The sequence below is a fragment of the Clostridium sp. JS66 genome (assembly GCF_033561535.1).
Lineage (GTDB): Bacteria > Bacillota > Clostridia > Clostridiales > Clostridiaceae > Clostridium_AM > Clostridium_AM carboxidivorans.
In genome coordinates this window covers 5,181,839-5,198,539 of the sequence record NZ_CP131467.1, presented here as the reverse complement: position 1 = coordinate 5,198,539, position 16,701 = coordinate 5,181,839, and the positions used below count along the sequence as shown (strand labels likewise).

General features: G+C 25.1%; 20 protein-coding genes and 1 pseudogene. All 21 read left to right on the top strand.

From position 1 onward, the window contains the following. The first annotated feature begins 124 nt into the window (after positions 1-124). Positions 125-1,219: a tyrosine-type recombinase/integrase gene (locus tag Q6H37_RS24090; protein ID WP_318737182.1), complete on the top strand. Its 1,095-nt coding sequence runs from the start codon at positions 125-127 to the stop codon at positions 1,217-1,219. Continuing rightward, positions 1,209-2,669: a tyrosine-type recombinase/integrase gene (locus tag Q6H37_RS24085; RefSeq protein WP_318737180.1), complete on the top strand. Its 1,461-nt coding sequence runs from the start codon at positions 1,209-1,211 to the stop codon at positions 2,667-2,669. Before Q6H37_RS24090 ends, Q6H37_RS24085 begins: the two co-directional genes overlap by 11 nt. A 1-nt stretch (position 2,670) precedes the next feature. Further along, positions 2,671-4,194, top strand: a complete 1,524-nt coding sequence (locus Q6H37_RS24080; RefSeq protein ID WP_318737178.1) for a site-specific integrase — start codon at positions 2,671-2,673, stop codon at positions 4,192-4,194. Continuing rightward, positions 4,178-4,603: a DUF6262 family protein gene (locus Q6H37_RS24075; RefSeq protein ID WP_318737176.1), complete on the top strand. Its 426-nt coding sequence runs from the start codon at positions 4,178-4,180 to the stop codon at positions 4,601-4,603. The genes Q6H37_RS24080 and Q6H37_RS24075 overlap by 17 nt, the downstream gene beginning before the upstream one ends. 7 nt (positions 4,604-4,610) lie before the next feature. Further along, a pseudogene (locus tag Q6H37_RS24070) lies at positions 4,611-4,724 on the top strand (DUF6262 family protein); the annotation flags it as partial. A gap of 184 nt (positions 4,725-4,908) precedes the next feature. Then, positions 4,909-5,448: a hypothetical protein gene (locus Q6H37_RS24065; RefSeq protein ID WP_318737174.1), complete on the top strand. Its 540-nt coding sequence runs from the start codon at positions 4,909-4,911 to the stop codon at positions 5,446-5,448. After that, positions 5,438-6,181: a hypothetical protein gene (locus Q6H37_RS24060; RefSeq protein ID WP_318737172.1), complete on the top strand. Its 744-nt coding sequence runs from the start codon at positions 5,438-5,440 to the stop codon at positions 6,179-6,181. Before Q6H37_RS24065 ends, Q6H37_RS24060 begins: the two co-directional genes overlap by 11 nt. A 14-nt stretch (positions 6,182-6,195) precedes the next feature. Then, entirely contained in the window at positions 6,196-7,149 is a 954-nt protein-coding gene (locus Q6H37_RS24055; RefSeq protein ID WP_318737171.1) for a hypothetical protein, read from the top strand. Next, a complete protein-coding gene (locus Q6H37_RS24050) occupies positions 7,150-7,353 on the top strand; it encodes a P63C domain-containing protein (protein ID WP_318743146.1) in 204 nt (67 codons plus the stop codon). 460 nt (positions 7,354-7,813) lie between these two features. Continuing rightward, entirely contained in the window at positions 7,814-9,019 is a 1,206-nt protein-coding gene (locus Q6H37_RS24045; protein ID WP_318737170.1) for a cohesin domain-containing protein, read from the top strand. A gap of 26 nt (positions 9,020-9,045) precedes the next feature. Beyond that, positions 9,046-10,362 carry an Ig-like domain-containing protein gene (locus Q6H37_RS24040; RefSeq protein ID WP_318737168.1) on the top strand — a complete coding sequence of 439 codons (1,317 nt, stop codon included), beginning with the start codon at positions 9,046-9,048 and terminating at the stop codon, positions 10,360-10,362. 496 nt (positions 10,363-10,858) lie between these two features. Further along, the gene (locus Q6H37_RS24035; RefSeq protein ID WP_318737166.1) at positions 10,859-11,443 is read left to right on the top strand and encodes a hypothetical protein; all 585 of its coding nucleotides are present in this window, start codon (positions 10,859-10,861) and stop codon (positions 11,441-11,443) included. Positions 11,444-11,784: 341 nt separating this feature from the next. Further along, on the top strand, positions 11,785-11,967 hold the full coding sequence (locus tag Q6H37_RS24030; RefSeq protein ID WP_318737165.1) for a hypothetical protein: 183 nt from the start codon (positions 11,785-11,787) through the stop codon (positions 11,965-11,967). Between the two features lie 108 nt (positions 11,968-12,075). Beyond that, positions 12,076-13,185: a type II secretion system F family protein gene (locus Q6H37_RS24025; protein ID WP_318737163.1), complete on the top strand. Its 1,110-nt coding sequence runs from the start codon at positions 12,076-12,078 to the stop codon at positions 13,183-13,185. Between the two features lie 27 nt (positions 13,186-13,212). Continuing rightward, positions 13,213-13,623 carry a type II secretion system protein gene (locus tag Q6H37_RS24020; RefSeq protein ID WP_318737162.1) on the top strand — a complete coding sequence of 137 codons (411 nt, stop codon included), beginning with the start codon at positions 13,213-13,215 and terminating at the stop codon, positions 13,621-13,623. A 46-nt stretch (positions 13,624-13,669) separates the two neighbouring features. Continuing rightward, positions 13,670-14,140 carry a type II secretion system protein gene (locus tag Q6H37_RS24015; RefSeq protein WP_318737160.1) on the top strand — a complete coding sequence of 157 codons (471 nt, stop codon included), beginning with the start codon at positions 13,670-13,672 and terminating at the stop codon, positions 14,138-14,140. After that, positions 14,100-14,546 carry a prepilin-type N-terminal cleavage/methylation domain-containing protein gene (locus Q6H37_RS24010; RefSeq protein ID WP_318737159.1) on the top strand — a complete coding sequence of 149 codons (447 nt, stop codon included), beginning with the start codon at positions 14,100-14,102 and terminating at the stop codon, positions 14,544-14,546. Before Q6H37_RS24015 ends, Q6H37_RS24010 begins: the two co-directional genes overlap by 41 nt. Continuing rightward, complete coding sequence (locus Q6H37_RS24005; protein WP_318737158.1) at positions 14,515-15,015, top strand: type II secretion system protein; 501 nt, start codon at positions 14,515-14,517, stop codon at positions 15,013-15,015. The genes Q6H37_RS24010 and Q6H37_RS24005 overlap by 32 nt, the downstream gene beginning before the upstream one ends. After that, entirely contained in the window at positions 14,970-15,449 is a 480-nt protein-coding gene (locus tag Q6H37_RS24000) for a hypothetical protein (protein ID WP_318743197.1), read from the top strand. Before Q6H37_RS24005 ends, Q6H37_RS24000 begins: the two co-directional genes overlap by 46 nt. After that, positions 15,446-16,207 carry a hypothetical protein gene (locus Q6H37_RS23995; protein WP_318737157.1) on the top strand — a complete coding sequence of 254 codons (762 nt, stop codon included), beginning with the start codon at positions 15,446-15,448 and terminating at the stop codon, positions 16,205-16,207. The genes Q6H37_RS24000 and Q6H37_RS23995 overlap by 4 nt, the downstream gene beginning before the upstream one ends. Then, positions 16,208-16,690 carry a hypothetical protein gene (locus tag Q6H37_RS23990; protein ID WP_318737155.1) on the top strand — a complete coding sequence of 161 codons (483 nt, stop codon included), beginning with the start codon at positions 16,208-16,210 and terminating at the stop codon, positions 16,688-16,690. The last annotated feature ends 11 nt before the right edge of the window (positions 16,691-16,701 follow it).

The following is a 16,701-nucleotide window of genomic DNA, read 5'->3' as shown; positions in this document are numbered from 1 at the left end:
TTTATATACATAGTATTAATATCTATAAGTTTATATAATTGTTGAATAATTATGAGAATAAGAAGTATAATAGGGTTATAAACTTATTAGATATATAAAGTATGTATAGGAGGTATTTACTAAAGTGGAATTAAGTATAATACAGAACAAAGGAAAGAGTATAGTTATTTTGTTAGATGATAAAATGAGAATAATTAAGCCTGTATATGATTACTTAAAATATTTGAGACTAAGAGATAGAGCATTAAATACCTTAAAGGCTAATGGTAGAGATTTGAAAATATACTGGGATTTTTTAAATAAAAGGAATTATAAATATGACGAAGTAACTCCAAATACAATAGGTGAATTTATAGAGTATCTTAGAAAACCTAAGAATAATAGTGATGACATAGTTACTGTGTATGTTGAAAGTCAAAGAACAGCAAGAACTATAAATAGAATATTAAGTACAGTTTATAATTTTTATAAATATTGGGGAATGATTAAGGAGATTAATAATCCAATTATAATGCAAGATGTAAATAGACCATTTAATATGTTTAAAAGCCTTTTACATCACACAAAAAGTAGTAATAAGACTAAACAATCAATATTTAAGATTAAAGAAAGTAAAAGAACTTTTAAATTAGTATCAGATGATGATGCTGAAATTTTTTTAAACAACTTACCTACTTGGAGAGATAGATTAATTTTTAAAATAATGTATCTTACAGGTGCAAGAGTAGGTGAAGTTTTAGACTTGCAAATTGAAGATATTCCTTATCCTGATATTTCAAAACAATTGGGGGTATTAGAAAATATAAAGTCTAAAGGGAAAAGAAGAAATTTATATATCCCCATGAGTTTACTTGAAGAAATAGATACTTTCATAATGGAAGAAAGAAATAATATTGATACAAAGCATAGTTATATTTTTGTATCACAACAAAATCAAAATTTAGGTAAACCATTAACTTATAGAGCAATATATGAAGTTTTTGACGTAGTTAAAAAGAAAATGGAAATATCATTTAATTTTCATGATTTAAGGCATACTTATATAACTCATTTAGCTGAAAGTGGTATGGATGCTAGTATAATTCAAATAATTGCTGGGCATGCACATATAACTACTACTCAACAATATACTCATATTTCTAATAAATATCTTGGAGATAGTTTAAATAAGTATTGGAGTAAGAGTATTTTGATCGGAGGTAAAGAAAATGATAAGTAATATGCCTAAAGGTGATATATGGTATTTAATAGATAATGATATTAATTCACAACATTATAACAAGAAGTTTAAATTTCATTTTTCGTATATAGAAAATGAAAATATTAAAAATTTAGTTAAAATTTATACTTGGAGAAATTATAGAGAAGGTAATAAAACTCCTGTTTGGCTATATAAAGAAATAAATTTTAATTTTAAAAAGTTTGATGATTTTTTAAAAAAGAATGATATATTAGATTTAAAAAAATTAACTAATAATGACGTCGATGATTTATTATCGTATTTAAAAACAATAATAAATCCTAGAACTCATAGAAATTACTCTCAATCTATTCAAAGAAATTGTTTAATTACAGCTAAGAATATTATTCATTGGGGGCAATTATATATGCCTAATGAAGTACCTAAAAAAGAAATATTTATAGGTAATGAATATGAGGAAACTGGTAAGAAACTTAAAATAGATTTTATTCCAGACGAAGTAATGAATCAAATAAATAGAGCATTAAAAAATGAGAAAAATCCTTATATTAAATATGGAATAATTATTCTTCAATCAACAGGAATGAGAATTGGAGATATGCTTAGATTAACTATAGATTGTATTAAGCCACATTTAATTAGTGGATATACTTTAACTTGGTATGACCATAAAAATCGTAAGGAACGTCAACCCATGCCTATTCCTAATGAATGTGCTATTGCAGTTGAAAAGTTGATAGAGTATACAAAAGAATTAAGAGAACAGGCTGATGATAGTATTAAAGATTATTTGTTTATTTATAGAATATTTAGAGGTGAAAATATTGGGAAAATAACTCAAATATCAAAGTTTACTTATCAATCATGGTTTAATGGTATTAAAAGAAATAAAAAATTAGAAATTAAGGGATTTATTCATAATCATAATATACTTGATACTAATGGTAAGTTATATAACCTTACACCACATCAGTTTCGAAGAACACTTGCTACAGATATGTTATCTAAAGGAACTAATATAAATATTATAAGAGATGTTTTGGGACATTCTAATTGTTCAACAACAGATAGGTATTATGCTGATGTTAAAGATAAAGAAAGGGCTAAAGTATTTAAGAATATAGGTATTATTGGTAACATTAATAAAGTTGATAAAACTGTTATAGAAAATAAGCAAGATTTAATTTGGTTTAAAGAAAATAGAGATAAGAAAGCAAGAATGGAAGATGGTTATTGCACTAAGCCTTGTAGTGATAGAAAGATTTGCGATAGATTACTTAAAAGACAAAAATGCTACACTTGTAGTAGATATATTACTACTCCAGAGTATTTACAAGTTCATAAGAACCATTTAGCAGAGTTAGAAAAACAATTAGAGGAGAATATCTATGGTGATCATTATGCGGAGCATTTTCTTCCTACTATTGAAATTCTAAAAGAAATCATAAGAAGATTGGAGAAATTATAAAATGGCAGTAGATAATTTACAACTACAAGTAATAATTAATGAAGCTAATTATAGTAATATAATGATTGGGACTTCTAAATTTACTGATGATATATGGGATTTTTCATCGCTTATAATTACTAAAACAATTAGAACTAAAAAAGTAAGTTTTAGCTATATAAAAAATAAAGATATAAAACTTACAGTTAAACTTTATGCTTATTATAAATTAGGGAAAACAAAGCCACAAACAATTATTAAAAATGTTAATGGTGATTTACCTTCGTTTATCGAATTCTGTAATCTAAATAATATAAATAGTTTTAGCGAAATAACAAAAGAATCCTTTTTAAATTATGCATTATGGCTTAAAGGGAAAAAAGAATTTGCACAAAACACAGGATATCGTTATTGTAAAGTTGTTGAAGAAATTATTAAAGTAGGTCAAATAAAGGGGTGGAATGTACCTAAAACTAATATATTTGTTGACATAACTTCAAATGAATTATGGAATGATAAAAGATATTTAAAGAAAAATAAAACTAAACCAATACCTGAAGAAATATTTGATAAAATACTTTATTATGCAGCTAATAAAGAAACTAATATATTAACTAAAGCAGGAATAATAATTCAAAGTCAAACAGGATTAAGAATTAATGAAGTTTTGTCTATAAAAGAAGGATGCATTCATACAACAAATGATGGGTATGATTATATGGAAGTTACTTTGCGTAAAACTGAAAAAGGGGAACCTATAATTCATAAAGTTTTTATCAATGATTTAGTCAAAGAAACAGTTAAAGAACTTGAAGAATATACTAAAGATTTTAGAAAAGAAAGTGGTTTCAAAGAATTGTTTTTAATTAAGCATTCTGGCATACGAGTTTTAACAGTTGAAAGTTGGGTACAAAATAGATTAATACAATTTATTAAAAAATGGAATATAAGAGATAGAAAAGGTAATTTATATCCATTAAAATCTCACCAATTTAGAGCAACATTTGTTAGAGAACTTATTAAACAAAAAGTTCCAATAGCATATATAAAAAAGCAGTTTGCTCATGTATCCATTGAAATGACTTCACATTATCTTACTTTAGAAGAGGAAGAAGTTAAAGCAATATATTCAGATATGATATTAAGTCCAGATTCTAAAATTGCAGGATTAAGAGCCAAAGAAATTAGAGGTAAATTAGACGAGCAGTTCCGTGGTAAAACTGAAGAAGAAATTGATGATATAATTTCTGATTTATCAAAATCAATGAGCTTTAATCCATTACCAACAGGGGTATGTCTTTATGATTTTAGAAGAGGGAACTGTACAGATGGAGATGGCTGTTTCTTTTATAATTGTCCTAACTATATTACTGAAGCTAAGTTTTATCCTATTCTAAAACAAGAATTAAATCTTATGGAAAAAGAAATGGCAAGATTTAAGGAGTTAGGTAGAGAAAGAGATTGGCAAAGACAATTTGTAAAGTATCAGTATTTGAAGCCACTAGTAGATAGTTTGGAGGTGCAAATGAATGGTAAAGAAGTCTAATAGAAATACAAAAGGCTTAAAAGAATTTGCTGAAAAGAAAAACCAAGAAACTATTAAAAATGTCAATAAAGCAATTGATAAATTGAAGCGTTCTAAAATTAAGAAAATTAACTTTAAAACAGTAGCCGAGGAGGCAGGAGTATCTAAAGCTACCCTCTATAATAATGATATTTTAAAAGAACGCATATTAAGTCTAAGAGCCATTGAAAAAGGTGTTCCTGATAACAGTATAGTTGCTACGCCTAAAGATAAAATAAAGGCTAAAGATGATAAGATAAAACAATTATATGAAGAAATTAAGAAACTAAAAGAAGATAAGCAGAATTTAATTATTCAATTAGTTAAAATGGAAGAACTTAAAGATGAAAATAAAAGGTTGAAGGAACAACTTGAAAAGTTAAAAAGGTAAGGTATGAAAAGATATTATTGTAATGGCCAAAGATAAAAAAATTAAAGAATTAGAAGAAGAGAATAAAAAATTAAAAGAACAGTTAGAAATTCTTAGAGGTAAATTATATAAAAAGTTATAACTGTAATATATTCTTGTTTTCAAGAATAGTAATTTAAAAGATTTTTAATAATTGTTATATATTTGAAGATGATGTATAATTTATATTAATTAAAAATATGGTACAATGATATTAATACTAGAAAGGTTCTGTTACATATTTACTATGATTTATAAAAAATATTATTTTAAGGAGGTATTAATTGATGAACATATTTAAATTATTTTATACTCCTAAAAAAATTCCTAAATTTGATGTCAAATATTTTCATGGAAATTCTAAAAATGTATTTGGAGTAGAAATAGAACCAGATAACTATACAGAATTTATAAGTAAATATTATAAGATTTTTCAAAGTAATAATATACAACAAAATATTATGACAAATTATAAATTTATAAAATTTATTGAACAGAGAAATAATTTAAAATTAAAAATTCTTAATATAAAACTTACAGAAAAAGATCAATTAATACTTTCTCAAAATGAAATATATATTGATTTGATAAAAAGTTTAAATAGGAGAAATATTAAAGAAGCAACGGAATTTTTGAAAGAACTCGTTGAGGATGGCTTTAATATTTCAACAGTAGAATGTGTTTTAGAAGATAAAAATCAGCATAGGTTTAATATTCATGATAATGGTACAATAGCATTTAGCACTTCATTAAATGATATAGAAAAGTATATAAAAGATAATTTTATAATAGATTATTTATGTATGGGGATATTGAATGAAGAATAAAACAATTAGTATGTTTATTAAATTAGTCGCTGATATTATTGCTATATTAATTGTTTTTTCTAAATCAGACATATGGGTTACTAATTTTTTAGCTATATATGGTATTACTGACCAAAAAGCAATTCTTGGTGTTATAGTGGCATTAGGATCATGCTTATCTGGAATGTTTGTATTACTTTTGGAATGGCTTATATTTAAAATTTTATTTTATCCAATAAATTTAGAAGTGAATTTTTTAGACAATAATTTTCAAATTTTACAATTACTTAAGATTAAGTTACCAGAAGATGAAATAGAAAAGAGTAAACTTATGTCTGAATACTTAATTCAAATATCTATAAGTGGAGGAAATTTCATAACTAATATAATACTAAATTATCTAGGGGGAGATATTGCTATTATATATAGTTCTAGAGCATATGATACTGAAATATTAGATGGATGGCTGATATCATCAAATAATAGTTTATATAAAAATAAAAAAGGAATTTTGCATTATTATTGGACAGATAGTGTTGAAGGATTAAAAAAGATAGAAATAGAACAAGCCGTAATTTATAGACAAAAACTTATAATAAAACCTAAACGTCTAGATATACATCATTGTTCAGTAACTATTAAAATATGTAGTTCTGAAAGAAAAAATAAACTGAAAAGATTAGGATTTTTTTTCTTAAAATGGTTTTTAATTAAATCTAATATTCAATCATTCCAAATAATACTTGGAGAATAGTTAGGAGAATAGTTATGAGTAGTACAACCTTATTTATATTAACAAGTGATATAAAAAATCTTTTTGATGTTAAGGAAAAAATATTAATTATACAAAAAAGAGAAGAAATACGGCATGTTGATGAAGAAACACTTAAAACACTTCAGGGTGATGACGATGTCTTTATTTCCAAATGGCAACCATATGAAGAATATGAGAATGTTTGCCATTTAAGACTTCCTGATAATAGTGAAGTTTCTTTTTTAGTAAAAGAAGCATATATAGAAACGTCTAAAAGAGAAAAAAATATGTATAATAATAAGAAACTTTTACCTAAATCAGAAAGAACAATTTTTGAAAACATTAAAACTGTTTTTTTTGAAAAAAGTGGGCGTGTATATTTATTATTATTTACTACATATCAAACTTCAATAAATAAAGTAAAACAAAAATTATTATGTGATGAAGCCTATATAGAAACAGATAATATAGGGTATAATATACCTGGTGATTTATTTTATTGGTTGTTCTATAAATATAAAGAGAAGAATAAATTTTTAGCAGAAAGATTTGAGGTTGAAGCTATATCAGGATTTTTAGGTAATATTGCTGATGAACACAATACAATTAAAGGGGAAAGTGAAGTAACTCCCAATTTATTAGTTACTAAAGCATTTGTTAGCAAATTTTATCCAATAAGAAGTCTTAATATTATATTAAAATTAGATGATTATAGCTTGAATTTTATATTAAATGACATAAGTCAATGTTCTATAAGTACAAGTTCTATTATACCTGGTGATGTAAAAGAAATAGATATTTCTTCTGCTATTATAATATACTCATATATAATACCAGAATTGTTGAGACTATTTAGTAGTGATGTAGAATGGTCTCAAGAAAAGAAAAAAAGTTTTACTAAATCTATTGGTGAAGAAGTTATAAAAGAAATAGCTGTTTTTCATGGTATAGATTTAAAAAGCCTATAAATATTAATAAAAGCAAGAGAGTGGGAAAAAACATTTCCAGATGAATTATGGTTTGAATTTGGTCGACTTACAGGTTGGAAAGGCAGTTTACAGTTACGTCCAAGATATTGGGGAAAATTAGTAAAAGCTTTAATCTATAGATTATTAGATAAGGATATTGCTGAATACTTAGAAAATAATAAGCCTCCTAAATATACTGGCTAAAAGTATTTCCAATGGTTAAATGAAGGATACGGAATTAAAGAATTGACTCAACATATATGGCTTATTATAGGTATGTCTAAATCATGTAAAAACTTAGAAGAATTGAGAATTTTAGCAGGTAAACAATTTAATACAGATATTAATAAAATTACATAAGTGATATACAGTAAAAATCAATTTAAAACAATTCCTTTGTTTATAAAAAGATTTCTAACTTTAATTTAGGAATCTTTTTATTTTGTTTAAATACTTAAAAATCCAAAGTAAAAAACTGTAAAATTTAAAATAATTATGTACTTTGATAATAAAACTTACAAAAAATAACTTATATTTATACATTTGTAGACATTTAGAGGAATTTGTTCCACGATTTTTATTGATTTAATTAAAATTTACATTTAAAATAGTTTTTGAACATGTTCACAAATTGTTAAAAATTATTTTAAATGGAGGAATATATATGAGTAAATTTAAGAATTTAATTAGTAAAATAGTTATAGTATTTGCTATGGCTTTAATAGTTGGAGTTTTAGGAAGTAATAATGTAAAGGCAGATGATGTATATACAGATAATTTAATACCTATAATACAACAGGATGGTAATAACAGATTATATAGTACACTTCCAGAGGGAAGAGCTTTCTGCAGTGGAGGTGCTATTAATGGTGCTAGTAGTGAAGTCGTTAGTGTTTTTGATAGAAAGGATGAAACTTTTAGTAATATGGGATTACCTGCAACAGCAGGATATATATTTAAATCTCCACAAAAAATAGGAAAATATGTTTTGACAGCTGTGAAGTATTCAGGAGGGAATTGCTATTACCCAGGTCAATGGTATTTTGAAGGAAGTAATGATACTACAACAGGAACTGATGGTACTTGGAAAATAATAGATTCAAGAACATATAAGTTTAGCTGGGATGGTAAAGGAAATAGAAATGAATATATTGTTAATAATGAAACATATTATAAAGCGTATAGATTAAGAGTGGTTGCTTCAGCAGGAGACTATGGTGTGATGATTCAAGGTTTAGAGATGATGGGAAAAATTGAAGCAAGTAAAACAATTTTAAATGTAGAACCAGAAAAAGCTAAAATACACTTGAATGAAACGGTATCAGCTAATTTAACAATAGATAATATAAAGGATATTGCAGCAGAAGATGTAAGAATAAAATATGATAATACTAAGCTACAGTTTTTGGGTGCTACAGAAGTAGATGGAATAAAGTTAGTAAAAAATGATGCAAAGGATGGAGAATTAAGGCTTATCCTTGCAAGTAAAGGTGTAACTAATGTAGTTGAAGCTAAAAAAGCATTATTAAAATTAAATTTTAAAGGAATAGCAGCAGGAGATGCATTAGTTGATGTAACCAAAGGTAGAGTTTCAGATGGTATTACTATGGAGAAGGATTTAACAGATGATCAATGTGGACAAGCAACAATAACAATAGATAATGAAGCTCTTACAGATGTAAATAAAGATGGACAATTTACACTTTTAGATTTAGCTATTGATGGAAGACATTATAGTGAAGATCCAGCATCACTTACTCAATATAATACTGATATTGTTGTAAATAAGGCTATAGATGATGATGATTTAACTAAGATAGGTGAATATATGCTTGCTAATCCAAATTATAGTCCTAATAATGTTAAGTAAATTAGTCTAGGTGGGGAGAAAAACACATGAATAAGTTTTATAAAAAATTAAGTATTATATTTGTTATGACTTTTGCTATTATGATAGGATGTTTTAGTAATGTTTTTGCTGCTGATTCAACAAATTATGTACCTAAAAAAGATTACTCAAGTAATTTAGTTGCTAAATGGATATTTGATGATACTAATTCAGATTATGTAAAAGGGAATATTGCTAAAGATTTATCAGGAAAAGGTAATGACTTAACTATGAATAATATAACTTTTCAAAATGATACAGATTTAGGTAGATGTGCTTATTTTAATGGAACTAATGCTTTTATGGAAGCTAGCAATCCAATTATTCCATTAGGTAAAAAGAGTATAATTATAAAATTCAAAGTATCTGAAGTTATCAATCAACCATACTTTTCAATATTTAGTACAAGAAGAAGAGTGAATAATAAATGGACTGGCGTTTTATTTGGTGCAGATATTGATTCAAAAGTTTTAGGCAGCAATTTTTCAAATAAATTTTTTTGGGAAATAGACAATGGAGACGGTATAAATGTATTTACAAGCACAGTTTCAAATGAACAATTTAAGATTGGGAAAAAATATGAAGAGTTGCTTACGTATAATTCTACTGACACAAATATGTCAGTTAACAATTTAAATTTATTTGAGAGTATCCCGTATAATGGAACTTCATCAAAAGCAACTGAGATAACAGATAAAAACTTAATGGCAAATTTTGTTATAGGCAAAGACTTAGCAACTGATCCTGTTAAATTTAAAGGTTATATTCAATCAATAGAAATATATAATGATGTAGTAGAATATGAAGCTAAGGCTACAGCAATATCACTAGATAAAACGTCACTAGATTTACCAGTAGGTGACACACATAATTTAGTTGCAACAATTACACCAGATAATGCAACAAATAAAAAAATAACTTGGACTTCAGACAAACCAGATATAGCAACAGTAGATGAAAATGGAAAAGTTACAGCAATTAAAGAAGGAATAGCGACAATAACAGCAACAATTGATGGAACTAATATAAGTACTTCATGTACTGTAACTGTAACGCCAAAAGGTACAACACCAACTAATCCAGACAATACTGGCAATGCTATTTTAACAATAACCATGACTAATGGCAATGTAAAATCATATACAGTACCTATGAGTAAAGTAAATGATTTTATAAGTTGGTATGATAACAGAGTAAGTGGAAGTACTGGAAAAGCTTATTATACATTTGATAAAACAGATAATTTGCAACCATTTAGTAAGAAAACTGAATACTTGGTATTTGATAAAATATCATCTTTTGAAGTAGATGAATATAGTAAATAATTGTGTGTTTAATAAATTAAAATAATAAAGAACCTGAAATATGGTTCTTTTTATTTTTAGGAATTAATAAACTTATTTATAATATAATTAAGGCTTCATTTATATAAGGTATTTTTTATTATACAAAAAATATTATGCTATTTAGATATATATAAATAGCATAATATGATGTAAATTTAGTAATTATAATAAATGTACAGTTTTACCTTATATATAATTATGAAAAGGAGGAATCTATATAAATAAAGAAGAAATAGTAATAAATAAAATTAAAAACATTATTATAGAAAATAATTTAGAAAAACAATTATTTGTAGTTAATAAAGAAATATTAGATGCCTTCTTTATAGTATTAGAGTGGGGTCAATCTCATATTAATGCAGAAAAAAGAAGTGATAATTACGAAAGGTTTCAGTATATATATTATATATTAAGATCTGGTAGAAATTTAACAACTAGTATCTATTATGATAAACAAGATGAAATAAAGAGTGCATTGTGGTATATTGATGATATTTTAAGAAAATTACATCCTAGCTATAATATTGATTTACAAAAATTAAGAGATGATTTGAAATTAGCTTATCTTATATATATTAATAAAATTAATAATTTACTAGATCACTTAGATAATATAATAATTCAATATTTTATTAAAGCATATGACTTAAAGTTTCGTATGCCACAAAATAGAAGTACAAGTAAATTTAATAAAAAAATAAGTTGTAAATTATGTGAAACTTTTAAAGAGGTTACATTTGAAATAAATGTAAATGGTTATATAAAATTTTATTTAGACAATAAAGAGAAATTATTTTTATTTACACCTAAAAATTCTTTTAAAGAATTTTATAGAGACATAAAAGATCTATTTATAAATGATATGGATGAATTAAATTTTCAGCAAATGATAGATAAATTGGATGATAAAAGATATTTATTTGAGCAAACTGAATTAGTTAAAGGAGAAGGAACTTTAGCAAGAATTTATTTAGACTATTATAATAAATATGGATTCAATATTAATGAGATAGCTGAAGAACATGAAAAAAATAAAATAATAAAAAAATACTTCAAATAGAGACTTCTTATAATATAGAAGTCTCTTTATTTTGACTAAAATTAATAAATAAACTGTTACATTTATAATTATTTGGTAATAATTATAAATGTATAAATCAATATAACTTTATCCACATGTTATACACATAAAATAGCATAAAAGGAAAGGAAGGGAGATTTATTAAGAGTTTAATACTTATTAGACAACAGCACACTAAAGATAAAATTTGTCCATACTGCGGAAAGCCTTACTATGCATCAGAAGCTGAAAAAAAGTATTTAAATTTAAATTCTGATGATAAATTATATCGTGGAATAGGATGTTATAAGTGTAGAGGTACTGGATATAAAGATAGAACGGTGGTTTATGAAATAGTAAACTTTAAAGTATTAAAAGATATTAATGTTATAAATAAAAAATATATTGAACATATTGATAACTATAATTTAAATAAATATGTAACATCAATAAAGGATAATTGCATAGAGCTTATAAAAAGTGGAATAACGACCTATGATGAGCTTATGAGAAAAAATCTTTAAAAGATAAAGGGGGAGTATAGTATATTTATTAATTATAGAGCTATAAACATAAAGGGAGATAAAATTAAAGGAAAATATAAAACTGAAAGAGTAGAAGATTTAAGTAATATGCTTAGGGAAAAGGGGTACTTTTTATTAAGATATAGAATTAATAAAAAGTTGTTAAATAAAGTATTTATTCAAAGAGTAAATTTTCAAGATATAAGCATATTGTGCAATAATTTAAGTCAAATGATAGCATCAGGGCTTTCAGTATCAGAAATTTTTAATACAGTTTGTACTCAAAATAGAAAATTAGTAATAACTGAAAGTATGTATCAGATACAGAAAAATATTGAAAGAGGAGAAACACTATATGAAAGTATAAAAAAGTTTTCTCATATATATCCTTTATTCATGATAGAAATGATTAAAGTGGGCGAGGAATCAGGAAAATTAGAAATAGTATTTAAATATTTATCAGAATATTATGATAAAAGGTATAAAATATTTAATAAAATAAAATCTGCAATATCATATCCAATAATGGTTTTAATTACATCTATAGCAGTAATTATATTCTTAATGATGAAAATAGTACCGGAATTTGCAGGCATTCTTTCTAATGCAGGAGGAAGTATTCCAATTTTAACATCTACAATTTTATGGATTTTTGCTTTTTTAAAGGATAAATTTTTTATTATAAATTTAATATTAATTACAACTGTCTTTATTTTATATAAATTTAGTAGAACTTATAAGGGAAAAGAGTACTTTGATAATTTGAAGTTAAGGTTACCAGTCATAGGTGGTATTTACAGCAAATTTTTGCTTCATGAGTTTAGTAAGTCTCTGGCCATACTTATTTCTTCTGGTATTCCAATAATAAAATCCTTAAATATATGTTTAAGTACAGTACAAAATAAAGTTTTAGAAAATAAAATAATTAATTGCACTGAAGATATAAAGAAAGGGGAGAGTATGTATTTTTCTTTCAAAAAACAAGGAATAGGAGATCCCACTTTCCTAAATTTATTAAATATTGGTGAAAAATGTGGCGACATAGAAGGTATTTTATTTAAAATATCAAATATTTTTGAATGCGAAGTTGAAGATAACTTAAAGAAAATAGTAAATTTTATAGAGCCTGTAACAATATTGATTTTGGCTGCTTTTATAGGAGTTTTTGTAATAGGTGCTCTTCTTCCAATATTTAATATTATGGATTCAATAGGTTAAAACAGAAAGATTTTGGAGGGATAAAACATGAAGAATTTTCACAAATGTAAGGGTTTTACATTAATAGAACTTATGTTGGTTATAACAATAATTTTAATATTAATGGGTTTTTTAGTACCTAAGGTTTCAGCATATCAAGAAAAGGCTAGAAATGCTAAGGCTATAAATACTGCAAAACAAATAGAGACTGCAGCCATGGCTAGTTATGGTAATAATGATAGTAAGTTTAGTAAAGATGATGTAATAAAAACTGTACAAGAACTTACTTCAGCAGAAAATGTTGATGCGGGTACTGTAACTGATGAAAGTGCTACTATTACATATACAAGTGATGGTAAGAATTGTTCTGTAGAAATAAATGCAAAGGATAATACATATAAAGTCAATTATGGAGATAAAACAATATTCCCAAACAGTAATTTAAAGTTGCAACATTAGAATTTAAAGTATTATGAAATATGTGTAAATAAAGGTTTGTAAAATTATGATTAGAAATAAATTAAAATCAAAAGGGTTTACACTGATAGAATTAATGCTGGTTCTTACAATAACTTCAATATTGTTAAGTTACAGTTTTATAAATTTAACAGGTGTAAATACATTGCAAAATGATATAGAAGCTGAGACTTTTGGAAATGTAATGGTGAATTTTATCAATAATTCAAGAGAATACTGCAGGGATAAAAATATTGATGGGTGTATATATTTTGATGAGGATAGAAAGGACTTAACTCTAAATTGTGGGCTAGAAGAAATCCGTAAATTACAATTACCTGATAAGTTTGCTTTAGTTATAGGAAGATCAGATAAAAAAATACAAATAAATAATGGTGAAATTGTAGGTGCTACTAAGATTATCTTTATAGATAGAAAGGGGGAAAAACACCATGTAACTGTGTGTGTAGGAAGTGCTTATGTTGATTTTAAAGAAGAAAAAGGGATTTACGCTCATTGAAGTATTGTGTGCTATTACTTTGTTCTCAATTTTATTTATTACATGTTTAAGAACAGAATTAAATGCTTTAACTTTGGAAAAGTACAACCAAAGTGCGAAGAAATATTTGGTATGTATGGAGTGTATAAAAAATAACATGATCTACAATTTTAATTATAATGATATACAGAATTTAAAAGATCAAGGAAGATATTATTGCTCAATAAATACAGAGGAATTTGATAATTTTAAAGGAGAAAATTTCAGCAAATTGTTTACAAAAAGCAAGCCAGAAAATAAGCCATATATGGTGATGAACATAGATGGAGACAAGGTCTTTAAAGTTAATTTAAAATTGTATGTTCAAATTCTTAACAAAGAAAGGATTATGGAATGTGAATTCTATAAGGGAAAATATAAAAAATAAAATATATGTGAAAAAAGGATTTACACTAATAGAGCTTATGCTAGTAGTTTCAATAATAGGCATGATAACATCTGTTCAAGCAGTTGTTATGTGCAGATATATGAAAATTTACAGACAGGAAATAAACTCTAGTAGAGAATCTTTCTATATAAATGAGGCTTTTAGTTTTATTCAGTATCAAATAAATGATGCTAAATATGTAAAAATAAAAAACAATAATGTAATTGTAATAAGAAGAAAAAAGGGAGGAGGATTTAATTATATAAGAACAGATAGGGATTCGGACATAATAGTAAGTTACTATTCAGAGCATTACTCTACAACAAATAATATATTAAAGAACGTTAAAAATTTTAAAGTTGAAAAAGATAGAAAGGTACTTTATGTGTCTATAGAGACCAAGAAAGGTAATGTGTATAAAAGATGTTTTCCATTAGAAAGAGAAGAAGATCAAAAGGGTTCATCCTAATATATGTAATGTTCATAGTTAGTTTTTGCATTTTCATAGCTTTAAATTGTTTTAAGTTGGAAGTTTTAAAAAGACAAAATAGTTTAAATATGAAAAAAGATGTGTTGAAGGTTGATTCTACTCAAAAAATTAAAGAATATATGCTCACTGATTTAGATGAGTTGTTATATAAAAATGTTACAGTTCTAACGAATGATGGAATAAAAAGTTATTTAAGTTCATTGATTTCTACTAGGGATTCTATAGTCACAATATGCAAATATGATAATTCCTGTATTGAATATAACAAAGATAAAGATTGGTTTGTAGTTACATACTATGTGAATAACAAGTTTTATAAAGAGGAGGTATATAGGTATAAAGTTGAAAATAATCTTATTTTTTATAATTATATAAATTATTTTTTTAAAAAAGGGGCTGAATTAGAAGAATGATGAAAAACGGGATATTGCAAGTTAATGATAAGGGATTAGTATATAAGGACATTATGAGCAAAAATCTTATAAACAGAATAAAAGAAGGTAAGTGGAAAGAGAGTTTGGGTATAGAAGGTAAAAATATAGATGATATTAAAATTGATTTTCACAGCAGAAATATTTTTATTATAGTGCAAGGAGAGCAAGTATATGTAAAGCTTATAGAGATACCAAAGGTAAGCAAGAGAAAACTTAATTCTATTATTAAAGCAGAACTTAAATATCATTTTAAAAATATAGATATAGACAGCATAATGTTTACATATGATGTGTTTAAAGATAATGGGAAAAGCTTGGAGGTAATTGTATTTTGCCTAAACTGGGATAAGGATAATATTATAGAAAAATGTGTAGAAAAGGGTGCTAACATAAAAGGAGTGTATCCTATACAATTTTGTATTTTAAATAATTATAAAAAAATAATTAAGGAACGTGAATATGTTCTTACTTTTTTATATGACAATAAACTTTATCTTTTGGCTTGTTTAGACGGAAAGATATTAGCTAATAGTGTGATTCAAGATTTTGATAAAGATAACTTTAAGATAATTATGGACAAATTTAAAGAAAAATGTGAAGTAACCGGTGTAATTAGAAACTTAAAAAATATATTTTTGTTAAATTTACCTTATCAAGACATAGTGCAAACACTTTCTAAAAAATATAATTGTAATGACCTTGGAACTATATGTAAAGATAAGCTGGAGGTAATATAAGTGAATTGTGGACACTTTTTACCTAATTGGTATTTGGAAAAAATAAAAATAAAGAAATTAAAAATTTTAAAGATATTTATTATTATGTTTTTTATTGTAGATTTAATACTTATAGATATGATAATGATAAATAGAAGTAAGATAAATACTATAAATGATGAAACTAATGAAAAAATTATTTTGTTAAAAGCAAATGCTGATGAAAAAGCTAAATTACATAGTAATAATACTGAAACTTTAAATACATTTTTAAAATTTGAAGAGGATATTTATAAAAATATTGATTTTAAAAGTTTGAATATAGAAAAAAGAAATATAGACATTAAATTTAATATAAAGCCAGTAGATTTTGCAGCATTTATAAAAAAAATAGAAGATACAAATAAGTTTAATATAACATATATTAATGATTCACATAAAGATGATAGTCTATCAGGCAGGAGTGACGATAATTCATCAGAAATAAGGTTACAGGTGAAATAATAGGAAGGGAT

Coding starts and splice junctions, on each gene's coding strand:
- Q6H37_RS24085 (WP_318737180.1), top strand. CDS start 1,209: ATGATAAGTAATATGCCTAAAGGTGATATATGGTATTTAATAGATAAT.
- Q6H37_RS24080 (WP_318737178.1), top strand. CDS start 2,671: ATGGCAGTAGATAATTTACAACTACAAGTAATAATTAATGAAGCTAAT.
- Q6H37_RS24075 (WP_318737176.1), top strand. CDS start 4,178: ATGGTAAAGAAGTCTAATAGAAATACAAAAGGCTTAAAAGAATTTGCT.
- Q6H37_RS24065 (WP_318737174.1), top strand. CDS start 4,909: ATGAACATATTTAAATTATTTTATACTCCTAAAAAAATTCCTAAATTT.
- Q6H37_RS24060 (WP_318737172.1), top strand. CDS start 5,438: ATGAAGAATAAAACAATTAGTATGTTTATTAAATTAGTCGCTGATATT.
- Q6H37_RS24055 (WP_318737171.1), top strand. CDS start 6,196: ATGAGTAGTACAACCTTATTTATATTAACAAGTGATATAAAAAATCTT.
- Q6H37_RS24045 (WP_318737170.1), top strand. CDS start 7,814: ATGAGTAAATTTAAGAATTTAATTAGTAAAATAGTTATAGTATTTGCT.
- Q6H37_RS24040 (WP_318737168.1), top strand. CDS start 9,046: ATGAATAAGTTTTATAAAAAATTAAGTATTATATTTGTTATGACTTTT.
- Q6H37_RS24025 (WP_318737163.1), top strand. CDS start 12,076: ATGCTTAGGGAAAAGGGGTACTTTTTATTAAGATATAGAATTAATAAA.
- Q6H37_RS24020 (WP_318737162.1), top strand. CDS start 13,213: ATGAAGAATTTTCACAAATGTAAGGGTTTTACATTAATAGAACTTATG.
- Q6H37_RS24015 (WP_318737160.1), top strand. CDS start 13,670: ATGATTAGAAATAAATTAAAATCAAAAGGGTTTACACTGATAGAATTA.
- Q6H37_RS24010 (WP_318737159.1), top strand. CDS start 14,100: ATGTTGATTTTAAAGAAGAAAAAGGGATTTACGCTCATTGAAGTATTG.
- Q6H37_RS24000 (WP_318743197.1), top strand. CDS start 14,970: ATGTTTTCCATTAGAAAGAGAAGAAGATCAAAAGGGTTCATCCTAATA.
- Q6H37_RS23995 (WP_318737157.1), top strand. CDS start 15,446: ATGATGAAAAACGGGATATTGCAAGTTAATGATAAGGGATTAGTATAT.